The organism is Bacillus sp. XB1 (assembly GCF_053557995.1).
Genome location: NZ_JBNRIL010000001.1, coordinates 649 through 16,150, shown reverse-complemented (window position 1 = coordinate 16,150; position 15,502 = coordinate 649). Strand labels below are relative to the sequence as shown.

General features: G+C 36.5%; 18 protein-coding genes. 5 read left to right on the top strand and 13 right to left on the bottom strand.

The features are described from left to right. Positions 1–56: 56 nt before the first annotated feature. From ACK1U5_RS00095 to ACK1U5_RS00060, 8 genes are all read right to left on the bottom strand, one after another. Positions 57–878 carry a M23 family metallopeptidase gene (locus ACK1U5_RS00095; protein ID WP_030027267.1) on the bottom strand — a complete coding sequence of 274 codons (822 nt, stop codon included), beginning with the start codon at positions 876–878 and terminating at the stop codon, positions 57–59. Between the two features lie 247 nt (positions 879–1,125). Then, positions 1,126–2,094: a lysozyme family protein gene (locus tag ACK1U5_RS00090; RefSeq protein WP_030027273.1), complete on the bottom strand. Its 969-nt coding sequence runs from the start codon at positions 2,092–2,094 to the stop codon at positions 1,126–1,128. A gap of 238 nt (positions 2,095–2,332) precedes the next feature. Then, complete coding sequence (locus ACK1U5_RS00085; protein ID WP_000464424.1) at positions 2,333–2,719, bottom strand: DUF1492 domain-containing protein; 387 nt, start codon at positions 2,717–2,719, stop codon at positions 2,333–2,335. Then, the gene (locus tag ACK1U5_RS00080) at positions 2,694–2,858 is read right to left on the bottom strand and encodes a hypothetical protein (protein ID WP_000900735.1); all 165 of its coding nucleotides are present in this window, start codon (positions 2,856–2,858) and stop codon (positions 2,694–2,696) included. Before ACK1U5_RS00080 ends, ACK1U5_RS00085 begins: the two co-directional genes overlap by 26 nt. 269 nt (positions 2,859–3,127) lie before the next feature. After that, positions 3,128–4,000, bottom strand: a complete 873-nt coding sequence (locus ACK1U5_RS00075; RefSeq protein ID WP_069605450.1) for a DnaD domain protein — start codon at positions 3,998–4,000, stop codon at positions 3,128–3,130. Between the two features lie 152 nt (positions 4,001–4,152). Continuing rightward, positions 4,153–4,347: a hypothetical protein gene (locus tag ACK1U5_RS00070; protein ID WP_001189064.1), complete on the bottom strand. Its 195-nt coding sequence runs from the start codon at positions 4,345–4,347 to the stop codon at positions 4,153–4,155. Between the two features lie 11 nt (positions 4,348–4,358). After that, the gene (locus tag ACK1U5_RS00065; RefSeq protein WP_069605451.1) at positions 4,359–5,117 is read right to left on the bottom strand and encodes an ORF6C domain-containing protein; all 759 of its coding nucleotides are present in this window, start codon (positions 5,115–5,117) and stop codon (positions 4,359–4,361) included. A 202-nt stretch (positions 5,118–5,319) separates the two neighbouring features. Then, a complete protein-coding gene (locus tag ACK1U5_RS00060) occupies positions 5,320–5,532 on the bottom strand; it encodes a hypothetical protein (RefSeq protein ID WP_048567457.1) in 213 nt (70 codons plus the stop codon). A 204-nt stretch (positions 5,533–5,736) separates the two neighbouring features. Between ACK1U5_RS00060 and ACK1U5_RS00055 the strand changes: the two genes are divergently transcribed. Further along, the gene (locus ACK1U5_RS00055) at positions 5,737–6,396 is read left to right on the top strand and encodes a LexA family protein (protein WP_033683142.1); all 660 of its coding nucleotides are present in this window, start codon (positions 5,737–5,739) and stop codon (positions 6,394–6,396) included. 336 nt (positions 6,397–6,732) lie between these two features. Here ACK1U5_RS00055 and glnA read toward each other — a convergent pair whose 3' ends face one another. The 4 genes from glnA to hflX form a co-directional block, all read right to left on the bottom strand. Then, positions 6,733–8,067 (bottom strand): type I glutamate--ammonia ligase, encoded by a 1,335-nt coding sequence (gene glnA / locus ACK1U5_RS00050; protein ID WP_000092763.1) that lies wholly within the window; start codon positions 8,065–8,067, stop codon positions 6,733–6,735. A 48-nt stretch (positions 8,068–8,115) separates the two neighbouring features. Then, positions 8,116–8,505, bottom strand: coding sequence for a transcriptional repressor GlnR (gene glnR, locus ACK1U5_RS00045; RefSeq protein WP_000656783.1), 390 nt, complete (start codon positions 8,503–8,505; stop codon positions 8,116–8,118). Between the two features lie 184 nt (positions 8,506–8,689). After that, entirely contained in the window at positions 8,690–9,961 is a 1,272-nt protein-coding gene (locus tag ACK1U5_RS00040; protein WP_000460289.1) for a methionine gamma-lyase family protein, read from the bottom strand. After that, the gene (gene hflX, locus ACK1U5_RS00035) at positions 9,954–11,228 is read right to left on the bottom strand and encodes a GTPase HflX (RefSeq protein WP_000391395.1); all 1,275 of its coding nucleotides are present in this window, start codon (positions 11,226–11,228) and stop codon (positions 9,954–9,956) included. Before hflX ends, ACK1U5_RS00040 begins: the two co-directional genes overlap by 8 nt. A 92-nt stretch (positions 11,229–11,320) precedes the next feature. On the opposite strand from hflX, the gene ACK1U5_RS00030 reads away from it, so the two are divergent. Together ACK1U5_RS00030 and ACK1U5_RS00025 are read left to right on the top strand one after the other, a co-directional pair. Further along, positions 11,321–11,944 (top strand): trimeric intracellular cation channel family protein, encoded by a 624-nt coding sequence (locus ACK1U5_RS00030; RefSeq protein ID WP_000312267.1) that lies wholly within the window; start codon positions 11,321–11,323, stop codon positions 11,942–11,944. Positions 11,945–12,043: 99 nt separating this feature from the next. After that, complete coding sequence (locus ACK1U5_RS00025) at positions 12,044–12,181, top strand: hypothetical protein (RefSeq protein ID WP_000181501.1); 138 nt, start codon at positions 12,044–12,046, stop codon at positions 12,179–12,181. A 31-nt stretch (positions 12,182–12,212) separates the two neighbouring features. On the opposite strand, the gene spoVK is transcribed toward ACK1U5_RS00025, so the two are convergent. Then, positions 12,213–13,169: a stage V sporulation protein K gene (spoVK, locus tag ACK1U5_RS00020; protein WP_000438175.1), complete on the bottom strand. Its 957-nt coding sequence runs from the start codon at positions 13,167–13,169 to the stop codon at positions 12,213–12,215. A 113-nt stretch (positions 13,170–13,282) separates the two neighbouring features. Between spoVK and ACK1U5_RS00015 the strand changes: the two genes are divergently transcribed. Together ACK1U5_RS00015 and ACK1U5_RS00010 are read left to right on the top strand one after the other, a co-directional pair. Beyond that, positions 13,283–14,248, top strand: a complete 966-nt coding sequence (locus ACK1U5_RS00015; protein ID WP_050309128.1) for a tyrosine-type recombinase/integrase — start codon at positions 13,283–13,285, stop codon at positions 14,246–14,248. Positions 14,249–14,361: 113 nt separating this feature from the next. Then, positions 14,362–15,502: collagen-like repeat preface domain-containing protein (locus ACK1U5_RS00010; RefSeq protein WP_448814827.1), on the top strand; the 1,141-nt coding region annotated here is incomplete at its 3' end.

The following is a 15,502-nucleotide window of genomic DNA, read 5'->3' as shown; positions in this document are numbered from 1 at the left end:
TCTTTCTCCTATAAAAATTTTAGACTAAAAAAACAACTCTTAGCAGAGCTGTTTTTTTATCGAATATCTACAATGTCAAAGTGTTTCTCTGGTGTCCAACGATTCCCACCAATATCAATCCAGCCTTCTTTACGGAAGAATACTGTAAGTGGTTCTTTTGAGTTAATACTGCCTTTGTATGCGCCGTCAATTCCATCACAATAGCTTACTTCATATCCTTCTGGGAATTTTGATATTGCTTTGAAGGGTCTCCAATAATAATGCTCTGCTTTTACCCAACGGCTTCTACCTAAATCTAACCATACATCATTATCTTCTCCCCAGTACGCATCCCAATATAATACTTCTGCTGCTGTTGTAAAGTCCCCAAGATAGTTACCGTGTGGTCCATCGTAATAGTTAATGCCATATCCTTCCCAGTATATTGATTTTGCGAACCCAATCCCCTCTGGTTGCGGCGTACCACCAATGCCACCTTTTCCCAAGTAGTCTAACGGATTCACAGCATTACTCTTATTCATATTCCAGCTGCCTTTATGCATTTCAAAATGTAAATGCTGACCATAGGCTTGTCCTGTTTCTCCCATAACCCCGATTGTTTGTCCTTGTGTAACATAATCACCTTGTTTAACTGTACGAGAACCACTTCGCATATGAGCATATACGGTTTCCCATGTAACTCCATTAATATTATGGACAATCATAATACACTCACCGTAACTAGTTGAAAAATACGAACGACTAACTTGCCCTCCTGCTGCTGCATAAATTGGATGATAGCCTGCTTCGGCAAGGTCTATCCCATGATGATCTGGTCTGTCACCCCTAAAACCACTCGTTACTCTCGTTGTATCTGTTGGATAAATAAATGTTGCCATATAAATCTTCCTTTCTATTTCTATATTTATTATTTTTAAATATATTGTAGGTTTTCCAACCTTAAAATGAACAAGACAGAACATTTCCCTATTGTTATCTACTATTAAAATACCTATCTTGTAACCATAAGTTAAATGTCACTGAAATTAGTCAAAAATATCGAAAGCTATTATTCTATATAACTAACTTTTCTTGCCTAAAACACCGTTTAAAGATAAAAAAACAACTCTTAACAGAGCTGTTTTTTTATCGAATATCTACAATGTCAAAGTGTTTCTCTGGTGCCCAACTATTCCCACCAATATCGATCCAGCCTTCTTTACGGAAGAATACTGTAAGAGGTTTTTTTGAGTTAATACTGCCTTTGTATGCACCGTCAATTCCATCACAATAGCTTACTTCATATCCTTCTGGGAATTTTGATATTGCTTTGAAGGGTCTCCAATAATAATGCTCTGCCTTTACCCAACGACTTCTACCTAAATCTAACCAAACATCATTATCTTCTCCCCAGTACGCATCCCAGTATAATACTTCTGCTGCTGTCGTAAAGTCCCCCAGATAGTTACCGTGTGGTCCATCGTAATAGTTAATACCATATCCTTCCCAGTATATTGATTTTGCGAACCCAATTCCTTCTGGTTGCGGAACACCGCCTGCGGTAAAATCTACATATTGTTTTACAATTTCAGCGTAGAAAAAATTCCCGCCATTTTTATATCGATAACCGCCATTGTACGCCACTGCGATAGGATGACTATATCGAACCATTGTACCATTTGTATTACCAAGAGATGGTGCAACGACGGTTTTAGAATACAAGTCCGCCACAGATAATGAATGCTGTTTATTATTATTTGCTAACCATCGAATGTACGCACGTCCAAAATTATACGATTGCACAATAGCACTTAAATCAGTAATGCCGTAATTCTTTGCATCTGCAAACGCTCCTTTTAGATGCATTACTCCGTAGTGAATGGATTCCTTCGGATTGTTAATTGAATTCGCAGGTCTCCCTTGGGATTCACTTGACTGCATAATATCGGGAGTCGTTTCAGAATCCCCACCACTCTCCACCATAATAATTCCAAGAACATAAGGCACTAACTCTGATACACCTTGTGCATTACATTCTTCTTCTACCATTGTCTTCCATCTCAAAACCTTTTGCGGCAGATTCACTGTTGTAGCTAAAGCGACTAATTGATCCATTACTAAACATCTCCTTATTTTTCTATTATTTTCATCTAAAAAAGTACTACTTTACGAAATATGACTATCAGCCAAATACCAATTAATCTATAAAATCACTACATGTTGCTCACCTTCTTTCACAACAAAAAGAGCAACCATAAAAATAGTTGCCCTTTCGTCGAAATCTTATATTACTACTATAAATCACTTTTTCAATACTTTCTGTACACTGCATGTATCCTACAAAAAAGTAACACTAAAATCCATCTAAAAACTTGACAATCTTCCTTATTTCAGCATGTTTTCGGCGTATATAGCCTGTACTATAATGTAATTCAAACGCAATTTGCTCTAAAGTCATTCCATCAACATATTTCATTTTAAGTATTTGATGATCCAGTCCTGTAAACTTATTAATCAAAAGCTTTAAATCACACTCTTCATTCATTTTATGAGCTAATTCATATTCAATTGCTTCAATACGCCCTTCTACCTTAGCCCCTTCCGATTCAGCGGTTAATCTTACATTTTGCAAATCACCGCTAATCCAACGCTTCAATTCGGCTTTTGATTTATCTAAGTTGTATTCTAAATAAGCAATTTCTTCTTCTAACTTCTTATAATCTTTGAGCCATTCGAACACTTACTGATTCACCCACTTCCATTCTTTTTACAAAGTCTCTTAATACTAATTTAATAGAATGAATATGCTTATTAGCCTTTTCAATCTTTATTACCTGTAAATTATCTTTCATTTTATAAACACAACCCTTTCCTAACATTTTTGACCCTCTATTGATAAGTTCATTACATCTTTAGAATTCCGATATCGTAATTAATTCCTGAATCCTTTTGAAAAAACTTCTAACAGTCCCCATAGAACCTTAAGAAAGAAAATGAAATTACAAATGGTTCATACTTGATCCAAACATTCACTACTACCTTTATAATACTGTTCACTATGCATTGGGAATCTTTAAAGAATATAATTGTATTATTATTTTATTAACATAATATATTTTAAAATAACAAAATCACCTAACATTTTTTCTTATGACTTATATTTATTTAACACTTCTTGTAATCTCTCACGCTCTTCATCAATAGACTGCACGGTTTTTCTTTCCCCTTCTGGATTTGTTGATTCATCATCTTTATATAACCAATCGGGTACAATCTCTTTTCTATTTGAATACTTCCTACCTGTCCCGTTATATTTCTTTTTCTTGCTCATTTCGAAACGTCTATCTAGTGTAGCCACATCAACTAATGTTTTAACTTCTTGCTCCTTCCAATTCCTCAATATAGCCTTAATGTAGTTCCATCTTGGTGCATTCTCATCAACGGCTTTATTAATTGCATGCTGAATTAACTCATCACTAAACAAATTACAAAAATCCCCCAACTCTGCAATTGCAATTTCACTTAACGGAATGCCCATCCCCTTAATAAAGTTACAACTTACTTTAACCCTCTCATTGATGAATACACGAGATTCTAATTTATCCATATCATCATAATGATTAGTATTTCGTTTATTAGTAGTTAGTCTATTAGTATTTAGTAGTTTCTGATTTTCCTCATATGGCTTTACCACATCTTGGTTTTCCACTTGTGGCATGTTCCTTTGTGGCGTTTCGTAAATTTCCGTATCCCACCTTGTAATTTTTTTCGTATTCCCATCACGAACAGGATAACGTTTTACATAACCTAATTCTTTTAATTCCTTAAAACCTGTACGGAGTGAATCTTCTCCATCCTTAGCATGTCGAGCTAACTCGCTAATATGAAAAGTCCAATCGTCTGGTAATGTAAGCGCATAGGCTAAGATCCCCTTCGCTTTCCATGACAACCTTTCATCTTTTAAACCAGTATTATTTATAACGGAATAATTACTATCTTTTTTCACTCGAATAATCCCCATACTAGCCACCTCATAAATTCTCAAAAACGGTATTCAATGTTATACTTATCTAGAGATATTTTTTCTTATAGAATCCGCTGCAACGGATTCTTTTCTTATGCATTCATTCAAAACAATCATGCTATCCATATCTATTTTCTTCTAAACCTCTCTTATTCCTCAAATTCAACATCCACTTGAATTTCGATATTCATTGGAATTTCTTGTGTTATACGAATCACATTTTGACTCATTCCTTTTTGAATAAGCTTTCTAACCTGCTCTTTTGCATCTTCTTTTGTTTTAAATTCACTGACAGTTGGTAACCCTGCTAAACTGCTAGTAATCACTAAAATCTTTCTTTGCATGTTCTTTCCTCCTACTGAATGTCTGCCATATTTATTTGTGAGTTTTTAACTGTAATTTCTTCATTTAAAACAGTTGGAATTGAATATTCTTCATTAATAATTTGTATTGCTCTATCCAAATGATGACGCTTAATAGCTTTATAACTATTCACACCAAATTCCCGATGTAACTGACTGTAAATGTCTCTATATAACTTCCTTCTAAGGCCGATATCCTGATAAGAATTTGAATTTTTACCTCCCAATAATATAACGCCTAACCTTTTTACAGCCCTTGTTATTTCTTCACACTCGATAGCATAAAGCGGCATATTTTCTCGCAATCCCTTCACCTCAGACTTAATCTCTTGTATCTCCTGAGTATGTCCTTCTAACGCAGCAAATGTTAACTTTAAAACCCCCATTGGATCCTTTGGCACATTTTGTTGATTTTGTATATACTGCTTCATTCGTTTGAACTCTTTCATAAATTTAATTTTCATTCCAACCGCTTCTCTACTGGTATATCCCATAACAAGTAACGTGAATGCTTCTTCTGTTAAATCATATTTAGAGATTCGCCTGTTCTTTGAATTAACATAAGTGGACTCGTGAAAATTTTCTCCTCCAAACTCTTCACCTACATATACAATTTGTTTTCGAACTTCCTTCAAAACGTCCAAGTGATTTTTTTTGAGTATCTTCGCAATTACCAAACTATCCGTTACTACTTTGCCATTAACTTCAAATACTAATGAACTATGTACTGATGAGTCAGTTAATTGCCTCATCCTCATCTCCTCCTCACTACTAATTTTGGGCTATCTTTATTGCATTGAGATAATTTCGCACTACCCATAATTCGTTACTTTCTTTTTACAAATTAACTAGTTATCGGAATTTAAATTAAATACTTTGATATGAACCCTCTTATTAAATCATCATTTAATAATTCGATTATAGCGTTACATTTTAAGTAAATCTCCTCCGATTTCAACTCGCTTCATTTTCTTCAAATTCAAAAAGATATTCCAAACTATGTTCTGGAAAAAAAGTTTTCTTAATTTCAAAAGCTTCATCATAATAAAAACGAAATTTACCATTTATTTTGTCGCTCACTGTTGCGTGGCGAAGTTTCAGATGCGAAGAAATTTGTGTAATCATAATTCTTTTTCTCGCCATCTCTGCACGCAAATTCGGATACATTGACTCACCACCTGTTCCCCTTGTACGATATTGCGTTCATTTCCATTTAAATATAAACTCAATTCCGTATTTAGTCAACAAAAAAACGTATTTAAATACTCAATTTCGTATATATTTCTATTTACTAACAATTTTAGTTAGGTTATGATATATACAGAAATACGCAATATCGTATACATTTTAATAAGAAAGATGGTGAAAGTAATGAAAAAAGCAGAGGTTGTAACACGCTTAATAAAAGAAGCTGGCTATAGCAAAAGAGCCTTCGCCGAAAAAATAGGTCTCCCCCCCACAACACTGCAATCCATGTTATCAAGAGGGATTGGTAAAGCGTCTGTTGATAATGTCATAAAAGTTTGTAAGGGATTAGGAATCACTACTGATGATTTAGAAAGACTCGCAACTCAAGAGGACAATACTGTTAAAGAAGAAGTTTCTATTTATGAAACCATCCAAAACGATCAATCAAACATTATTCATATTCCTATCATTGGTTCTGTAGCAGCTGGTACACCTATATTCGCCGAAGAAAATATTGAAGGCTATTTACCCATGCTGAGTACATTTTTAAACAAGCGTAAAAAGTATTTTTATCTTACTGTAAAAGGCACTAGCATGAATCTCGAATTCCCTGATGGTTCTTATGTTTTAGTAGAGGAAACTCCTTATGTTGAAAACGGACAAATTGCTGTTGTAAAAGTCAATGGTTATGATGCTACCGTGAAAAAGATTTCAAAATCCGGAAGCATCATTACTTTAATACCATTGAGTAATGACCCTATCCACGAACCAAAAACTTACGACCTTTCAGCTGAAGATGTAAAAATAATTGGTCGCGTTGTACAGGCAGTAAAGAATTATTAAGTTATAGCACAAGTGATTTAAAAAAAGATAAAATCAATTCTTTTGAAAAGATTTTCTTAGTAACATGATTCAAAATAACCAAAAATAATCCATTACCTAGTAGTTAATATATCCAATAACTTCACTAAAAAAGCCCTGATACCGTAGTATCAAGGCTTTTTCATTTCACAAATTATATAAAACTTACGTTTATCTGATAATGTTTTTCTATGATATCACTACTTGTTATTAATTCGTGGCTTTTATGTGGCTTTTTTCATTTTGCAACCACATAAAAGTGTAATAATTGGGAATTAAAAAACCCTTGATACGAGTTGTATCAAGGGTTCAAGCCTCTTAGTATAGAGACATATATTGATCGCGTTCCCATTGGTGAACTTGTGTTCTAAATATATCCCACTCAATCTCTTTCGCTTCGATGAAGTGCTCAAGTAAGTGTTCTCCTAGTGCACCGCATACTACTTCATTAGATTGTAATGTAACTAATGCTTGCGCTAATGTTGCTGGTAAGTCAACGATACCTGCTTCTTCGCGCTCTTCTTTTGTCATTACATAGATGTTACGATCTACTGCTGCTGGTGGAGTTAATTTGTTTTTAATTCCATCAAGACCTGCAGCTAATAATGTAGCCATTACTAAATATGGGTTTGCAGCTGGGTCAACACTACGTACTTCTACGCGTGTACTAATACCACGAGATGCAGGGATACGTACTAACGGACTACGGTTTTGTGCAGACCATGCTACGTAACAAGGCGCTTCATATCCAGGCACTAGACGTTTGTATGAGTTTACAGTTGGGTTTGCTATCGCTGTAAATGCTGGTGCATGTTTTAAAATACCTGCGATGAAGTGACGAGCATCATCACTTAATTGTAAGTCACCGTTTGCATCAAAGAATACGTTCTCACCATTTTTAAATAATGATAAGTTACAGTGCATACCTGAACCGTTCACACCGTATAGTGGTTTTGGCATAAACGTTGCGTGTAAACCATGTTTACGAGCAATTGTTTTTACAACAAGTTTGAATGTTTGAATGTCATCACATGAGCGAATTGCATTTGCATATTTAAAGTCAATTTCGTGCTGCCCTGGAGCAACCTCATGGTGAGATGCTTCAATTTCAAATCCCATTTCTTCAAGTTCAAGAACGATATCACGACGACAGTTTTCCCCTAGATCCATCGGCGCAAGGTCGAAGTATCCACCGTTATCGTTTAGTTCTAATGTTGGATTTCCTTTTTCATCAACCTTAAATAGGAAGAATTCTGGCTCTGGTCCAAGATTGAAGTCTGAAAATCCTAAAGCTTCCATTTCTTTTAACACACGTTTTAAGTTGTTACGTGGGTCTCCATCAAATGGAGTGCCATCTGCATTGTAAATATCACAGATTAGTCGAGCTACTTTACCTTTTTCAGCTGTCCAAGGGAAAATTACCCAAGTGTCTAAATCAGGATATAAATACATATCAGATTCTTCAATACGTACGAAACCTTCAATCGAAGATCCATCAAACATCATTTTGTTATCAAGAGCTTTCGTTAATTGTCTCACTGGAATCTCTACGTTTTTAATTACCCCTAAAAGGTCCGTAAATTGTAAACGGATATACTTTACATTCTCTTCTTTCGCCAAACGGAAAATATCTTCTTTTGTGTATCTAGACATTATAAATTCCTCCTTAGTCCCTCTAATCGCCTTCAGAATCAGTTATCTTTAGTGAAAAAATCTTGAAATGTCACCTTGTCGCAATGAAGTTCGATTGAATCTACCTGTATGTTGTAGTTCATCTCGAAGTATTTTGCGAAGCTCAGTTTTTGAAATTTCTTTCGTTTCTTCTTTTACTTTCACTGCTTCTGTTTGATTTTCTTTCATTAGTAACACTTGTTTAATACCAGCCATATTCAAGCCTTGATCTAACAAATCTTTAATTTCTAACAACTTATCTACATCGTTAAATGAAAATAATCTACGATTCCCCTTTGTACGGGTTGGAGAAACAAGATTATGCTCTTCATAGTAGCGAATTTGACGTGCAGACAATTGTGTTAAATCCATAACAATACCAATAGGAAACAGCGGGGCAGAACGTCTATCTTCTTTCATTTTTCAGTTCCTCCTTCGCCTTAACTGCTTCTCATTTTATACTATGTTATGTTTAGTGTCAATAGATGTTAGCTTTTCTTACATGATTTTTTATAATTTTTTTTATGAATTTTTTCATTCTTTTTTCTAATCGCATAAATCATTACTTTTATACGAAAAAAGCTGCCGAAATCGACAGCTTCCCTTAAGAAATTGTTAATAATTCTTTTTCAATTAATGCATCAATTGCAGAACAAATCGCAATCTTCACATGTGAATAAGTTAACCCACCTTGGACGTAAGCAACATAAGGCGGACGAATTGGACCATCAGCAGACAATTCAATACTTGCACCTTGAATAAATGTTCCCGCAGCCATAATTACATCATCTTCATAGCCTGGCATATAGTTTGCATACGGAGTAAAATGCGAATTAATTGGAGATGCATATTGAATCGCTTGGCAGAAGGCAATCATACGGTCTTTATCATCAAATTGAACAGATTGAATTAAGTCTGTTCTTGGTGCATTCCACGCTGGTGACGTGTTCATTCCTAACTTTTCTAAAAACGCAGCTGTAAAAATTGCACCTTTCAGCGCTTGTCCTGCAACATGTGGCGCTAAGAAGAACCCTTGATACATTTCTTGCAGACTGTATAAAGACGCTCCAGCTTCCGCGCCAATTCCCGGAGATGTTAAACGATATGCACACGCTTCAACATACTGTTCTTTCCCGACAATATAACCACCAGTTTTAACAATTCCACCGCCCGGGTTTTTAATAAGCGAACCCGCCATTAAATCTGCACCAACATGACATGGCTCTTGCTCTTCAATAAACTCGCCATAACAGTTATCTACAAACACAACAACATCAGGTTTAATTTCTTTAACAAACGCGATCATCTCTTTAATTTGAGAAATAGTAAACGATGGACGAGTAGCATAACCTTTCGAGCGCTGAATACCGATCATTTTCGTATTATTATGAATCGCTGCTGCAACAGCCTCAAAATCAACAAGCCCAGCTTCAGTTAGCGGAACTGCATTGTAACCTATATTATATTCTTTAAATGAACCTACACCTTTCCCACGCACACCAACAATTTCCTCTAACGTATCATACGGTTTCCCAGTAATATACAATAACTCATCTCCCGGGCGTAAAATACCAAATAACGCTGTAGAGATAGCGTGAGTACCTGAAATAATTTGCGGACGAACAAGTCCAGCTTCCGCCCCAAATACATCAGCATACACTTTTTCTAACGTATCACGGCCAATATCATCATAACCATAACCTGTTGTCGGGATAAAATGCGAGTCACTAATTTTATGTTTACGAAAACTTTCTAATACACGAAACTGATTGCTTTCAATTACTTCATCCGCACGTTTATGTACTTCTGTAATCTGACTCTCTACTTCTTTTACGATTGGAGCAATTTTTTCTCCATTTTTCAAACGATCAAACATTTTTATTTTCTCCTTCTTCCACTAAAAATCTCTTTAATTGCACATTAAGCGATGAATGAGTAAAAATATACCCTGCACAATCATATACAAATTTATCTTCTAGAAACTCCATCTTTGCTAATAGAGTTTCCGTCTTTAAAAGCGTTAACAACTTACCTTCACTCGGAGGGATTTCCACTCGATAACGATCCATTTCTTTCTTCATCTTCGTTTCTATCGCTTCTTTTATACGCAATAAATCACTTTCTTCAAAAGCACTAGTCATTAAGAAATCACTTTTCGGAAACGGAATAAAGTTTTGATGTAATTCATCTTTTTTATTATATAACGTAATAACAGGAATATGGTTAATTTCAAGTTCTGATAATAATCTTTTTACTGTTTTTTCATGCCCTATGTAGTTAGGATCCGCGGAATCAACTACATGTAAAATGACATCTGCTTCCCCCGCTTCTTCCAGTGTTGAACGAAAAGCAGCGATTAATGAAGTAGGTAAATCTTGTATAAAACCAACAGTATCAGTTAGTAATACTGTATAACCAGAAGGTAACGGCATCTTCCTTGTCGTTGGGTCTAATGTTGCAAACAGAAGGTTTTCTTCAAACGTATCAGCTTCCGTTAATCTATTAAACAGTGTCGATTTCCCTGCATTTGTATACCCTATTAATGACACTTGAAATACTTTATTATCTTTTCTTCTCTCACGATATCTTTTTCGATGTTCCACAACAACTGCAAGTTGTTTCTTTATTTCATCAATACGCGATCGAATATGACGACGATCCGTCTCTAATTTCGTCTCACCCGGTCCTCTTGTTCCAATACCACCACCAAGACGCGATAAGGACAATCCTTGCCCCATAAGACGCGGCATTGTATATTGCAACTGAGCTAATTCTACTTGAAGCTTACCTTCCCTCGACTTCGCACGTTGCGCAAAAATATCCAGTATTAGTTGCGTTCGATCAATTACTCTTGCATCTAATACTGAGGATAAATTCCGAATTTGACTCGGCGTTAATTCATTATTAAATACAATAACATCCGGCTCTAACTCTTCAGTTAACATTGTAAGCTCTTCTAATTTCCCTTTACCTATGTAAGTTGCCGGATGAAACTTTGGTCGTTTTTGCGTTGTTGACACTAACAATTCTGCTCGTGCAGTCTTCGCTAGTGATGCAAGCTCTTTCATGGAATGCATAAATTTTTCATCATCATCTTGTGGCAATTGACAGCCTACTAATATGACTTTTTCTTTTTCTTCCATCAAATATGTTCACTCATCCTTTTCGAAATTTAAACCTTCTAATATAATAGCAGAGGAAGCACATTTCATCTAGTTAGCGGGGGAGAAAATTCATGGCATGGGAGATTTTTAGCATCATAGGCACAATCGCTTTCGCACTAAGCGGAGCCATTGTTGCAATGGAAGAGGATTATGATATTTTCGGGGTGTATATTTTAGGAATGGCAACCGCATTTGGGGGAGGTGCCCTTCGTAATTTATTAATCGGTTATCCGATTGTCGCGTTTTGGCAACAAGACATGTTATTCCAAATCGCACTTTTATCAATGACTATTATTTTTCTTTTTCCAAATAAGTTAATTAGACATTGGAAAAAGTGGGAAAATATCACTGACGCTATCGGCTTATCGGCATTTGCTGTACAAGGAGCATTATATGCCCAAAAATTAAATTTACCAATTAGCGCCACAATTGTAGCAGCTGTTTTAACTGGTATCGGCGGCGGTATCATTCGCGATCTTTTAGCCCGCAGAAAACCTCTCGTTCTTCGAGCTGAAGTATATGCCTTTTGGACAATTTTAGCAGGTTTCTTAATTGGAGCTCAAATTATTGTTAGCGATTGGGCTCTTTACATTCTATTCATTTTAATTGTTTGCTTCCGCATGGTTTCTATTCATTACAAATGGCATTTACCGCACAGACGTATCGAAACGAAAGAACGTTCAATGCATAAATAGCAATCTAACCTCTTTACATATCGTAAAGAGGTTTTTCTTTTCTAACGATTTTTTCTTTATATAATGTTTATACTAATTTTTAAAGTGAGGTGAATACAAATGACAAACCACGTTAATAAAGGAGCTCAAAAAAGCTCAGTAAATCAATTTGGACACGATCCTAATTCAGCACACGAAAAGAGCGCTAAAATGGAACACTTCCATAAAACACACCAAGAAAAAGCAAAAAAAGAGTAAACGAACTTATACACAAAAATTGACGCACAGTTTATGTACTGTGCGTCTCCTCTTCGAGCATCAAATCCATACTCGATATTCCAATTAAATCATTTTTATCATACGCATCTTCTTGCAACAACCGCATCGCCTGTGTACGAATTGATTTTTCAACAATATTCCGTACATATCGCCCATTACTAAACGATGTAATTTGCGACGAATACTTCACCGCATGTAAATGATCCCTAAATTTCCATTCAGCTTCTTTTGATAACTGATATTCACGATCTTCATACATTCTCTTCCCAATTTCCAATAGCTGATTTACCGAGTAATCCGCAAACTCAATAATAAATGGAAAACGAGATTGAAGCCCTGGATTTAATGAAAGAAAGTGATTCATCTCTCTTGAATATCCAGCTAAAATCAATACAAAACCATGTTGTTTATCTTCCATATGTTTTACAAGCGTATCAATTGCTTCTTTTCCAAAGTCCTTCTCTCCTCCTCGAGCTAAAGAATACGCCTCATCAATAAACAAAATACCTCCCATTGCTTTTTTTATTAAATCTCTTGTTTTTTGGGCTGTATGGCCGATGTACTCTCCTACAAGATCAGCACGTTCAGCTTCAACCAAGTGACCTTTCGATAGAATATTCATCTCAAACAGCAATTTTCCTATCATTCTAGCAACAGTTGTCTTCCCTGTACCTGGATTCCCTTTAAACAGCATATGAAGTACTTGCTTCTCTGACTTCAATCCCTTTTCTTGTCTTTTTTTATTCACATAAATCCAAGCATATATTTCTTTTATTATCTTTTTTATATCCTCCATCCCAACAAGCTTCCCCATCTCTTCTTCAATTCTCTGCAGCATTTCATGTTTAATTGCAGTTTCATTTGAAATTACCGTTTTATTTTCTGCGGCTGGCAAAGAAATTTTCTTTCGATGGTTTAACACAATATTAATTTGATTGTTGTTTTTCTTTCGCATCGATTGTTCCATACAATCACCTCATTTTATCCACTCACCAAATATTATTATTCCTGTCCCCCTTGTAAATGCCTATTTTCAGAAAAGTTTGCTATAATATAAGAAATAATTAAGGTGGTGGGACTATGGAGACAACGGAATTCCATGATACAATACAAGCCTTTTCTATTTTTTTATTGAATAAAGGCCGAAAACCCTCAACTATTAAACGTTATGTTTATGACATTGAAGACTTCGGACATTGGTTAGAAAAAAACAAAAAGCTCCCTTCCAGTAATATATGGGCTACACTTTGTACAAAAGACTACGAAGATTACTTTTCCGATTTAAAAACGAATCGACATTACTCAGAAAAAACGATGCATCGTGTATTTATTGTACTAAATAGAATGCATCATTTTCTAAACATTCCTAATCCATTGAAGAATATGGAAATATCTATTCAACCAGACCGTACACTTCGTAACGAAGATTTCATTTCACCTGATGAAGAAAAAAGGTTAAAGTATATAGTCACTTCATTAGAAGGACTTTCAGAAAAACAACTTCCTGTGCGCCCTTTATTAACGGATCGCAATATTGCTATTTTAAATCTATTGATTGACTACGGTTTATCCTTACAGGAACTTACAGCATTAACAATGCATCACGTTCACTTTGAAACTAATACATTATCAATCCCAGCAACCGCAGGTGTAGAAAGAACAATTACATTAGCAAAAGAAGACAAAAAACAACTATATAATTATTACAAAAGCATCCCAGAACCAGTTCGTCCTAAATACCATAGTGATGATCCATTATTTGTCGCATTCGATTTTAACCGTGGAACATACAGGTGGGTATATGAAAATGATGCACCAAAGGCATTAACGGAAATTGCTATACAAAAAATGATTCGCCTCGAAGTGGCTAGAGCCAATTTACGTAAAGGAATTTCCGGACAACATTTTCGTAACACCTATATTTTAAACTTAATAAAAAAAGAAACTCCTGAATCAGAAATTATAAAACTCGCTGGATTCAAATCAAAAATTTCCTTAAAGCGATATTATCAATACGCAGAAAATAGAAAAAACGCCTTATTGTAAGGCGTTTTTTCTATTTTTTCTTTAAACAAACGATTTTACTATGACCATTTAACTAATTTCTGCATCTACTATGATGAGTTTCGTTCACATTTTCGTGAGAAAGGAGAGATTTAATGTCTCGTTATAACGACAATCAAAACAAATTCTCCAAACCATGCTTTCCAAGTAGCGCCGGACGAATCCCGAATACTCCATCAATCCCAATTACTAAAGCTCAACTTAGAACATTTCGTGCGATTATTATTGATTTAACAAAAATAATCCCAAAACTTTTCGCAAATCCATCTCCCCAAAATATTGAAGACTTAATCGATACATTGAACCTACTGAGTAAATTTATTTGTTCACTAGACGCTACTTCCTCCCTGAAAGCACAAGGGTTAGCTATTATTAAAAACTTAATAACTATATTAAGAAATCCAACCTTTGTAGCAAGCGCTGTATTTATTGAGCTTCAAAATCTCATTAACTATTTACTATACATTACAAAATTATTCCGAATTGACCCTTGCACACTTCAAGAGCTCCTTAAATTAATAGCAGCATTACAAACTGCTCTAGTTAATTCTGCTTCGTTCATTCAAGGACCTACCGGACCTACTGGACCAGCAGGCGCTACTGGTGCCACTGGGCCTCGAGGTAACACGGGCGCTACCGGCGCTACTGGGCCTCGAGGTAACACGGGCGCTACCGGCGCTACTGGACCTCGAGGTAACACGGGCGCTACTGGCGCTACCGGTGCCACTGGACCTCGAGGTAACACGGGCGCTACTGGCGCTACTGGACCTCAAGGTAACACGGGCGCTACTGGCGCTACTGGACCTCAAGGTAACACGGGCGCTACTGGCGCTACCGGTGCCACTGGACCTCGAGGTAACACGGGCGCTACTGGTGCCACTGGACCTCAAGGTAACACGGGCGCTACTGGTGCCACTGGGCCTCGAGGTAACACGGGCGCTACTGGCGCTACTGGACCTCAAGGTAACACGGGCGCTACTGGTGCCACTGGACCTCAAGGTAACACGGGCGCTACTGGCGCTACCGGTGCCACTGGGCCTCGAGGTAACACGGGCGCTACTGGCGCTACCGGTGCCACTGGGCCTCGAGGTAACACGGGCGCTACCGGTGCCACTGGGCCTCGAGGTAACACGGGTGCTACGGGCGCTACCGGTGCCACTGGGCCTCAAGGTAACACGGGTGCTACTGGTATAGGAGTTACCGGACCTACTGGACCTCAGGGACCTCAAGGTAACA

Excerpts from the sequence above, each read along its gene's own strand:
- ACK1U5_RS00080 (WP_000900735.1), bottom strand. The coding sequence starts at position 2,858 with ATGTTAGGAAAGGGTTGTGTTTATAAAATGAAAGATAATTTACAGGTA.
- hflX (WP_000391395.1), bottom strand. The coding sequence starts at position 11,228 with ATGGAAGAAAAAGAAAAAGTCATATTAGTAGGCTGTCAATTGCCACAA.
- glnA (WP_000092763.1), bottom strand. The coding sequence starts at position 8,067 with ATGTCTAGATACACAAAAGAAGATATTTTCCGTTTGGCGAAAGAAGAG.
- ACK1U5_RS00030 (WP_000312267.1), top strand. The coding sequence starts at position 11,321 with ATGGCATGGGAGATTTTTAGCATCATAGGCACAATCGCTTTCGCACTA.
- ACK1U5_RS00065 (WP_069605451.1), bottom strand. The coding sequence starts at position 5,117 with ATGAGGCAATTAACTGACTCATCAGTACATAGTTCATTAGTATTTGAA.
- ACK1U5_RS00015 (WP_050309128.1), top strand. The coding sequence starts at position 13,283 with ATGGAGACAACGGAATTCCATGATACAATACAAGCCTTTTCTATTTTT.
- ACK1U5_RS00025 (WP_000181501.1), top strand. The coding sequence starts at position 12,044 with ATGACAAACCACGTTAATAAAGGAGCTCAAAAAAGCTCAGTAAATCAA.
- glnR (WP_000656783.1), bottom strand. The coding sequence starts at position 8,505 with ATGAAAGAAGATAGACGTTCTGCCCCGCTGTTTCCTATTGGTATTGTT.
- ACK1U5_RS00075 (WP_069605450.1), bottom strand. The coding sequence starts at position 4,000 with ATGGGGATTATTCGAGTGAAAAAAGATAGTAATTATTCCGTTATAAAT.
- ACK1U5_RS00040 (WP_000460289.1), bottom strand. The coding sequence starts at position 9,961 with ATGTTTGATCGTTTGAAAAATGGAGAAAAAATTGCTCCAATCGTAAAA.
- ACK1U5_RS00070 (WP_001189064.1), bottom strand. The coding sequence starts at position 4,347 with ATGCAAAGAAAGATTTTAGTGATTACTAGCAGTTTAGCAGGGTTACCA.
- ACK1U5_RS00090 (WP_030027273.1), bottom strand. The coding sequence starts at position 2,094 with ATGGATCAATTAGTCGCTTTAGCTACAACAGTGAATCTGCCGCAAAAG.
- ACK1U5_RS00060 (WP_048567457.1), bottom strand. The coding sequence starts at position 5,532 with ATGTATCCGAATTTGCGTGCAGAGATGGCGAGAAAAAGAATTATGATT.
- spoVK (WP_000438175.1), bottom strand. The coding sequence starts at position 13,169 with ATGGAACAATCGATGCGAAAGAAAAACAACAATCAAATTAATATTGTG.
- ACK1U5_RS00095 (WP_030027267.1), bottom strand. The coding sequence starts at position 878 with ATGGCAACATTTATTTATCCAACAGATACAACGAGAGTAACGAGTGGT.
- ACK1U5_RS00055 (WP_033683142.1), top strand. The coding sequence starts at position 5,737 with ATGAAAAAAGCAGAGGTTGTAACACGCTTAATAAAAGAAGCTGGCTAT.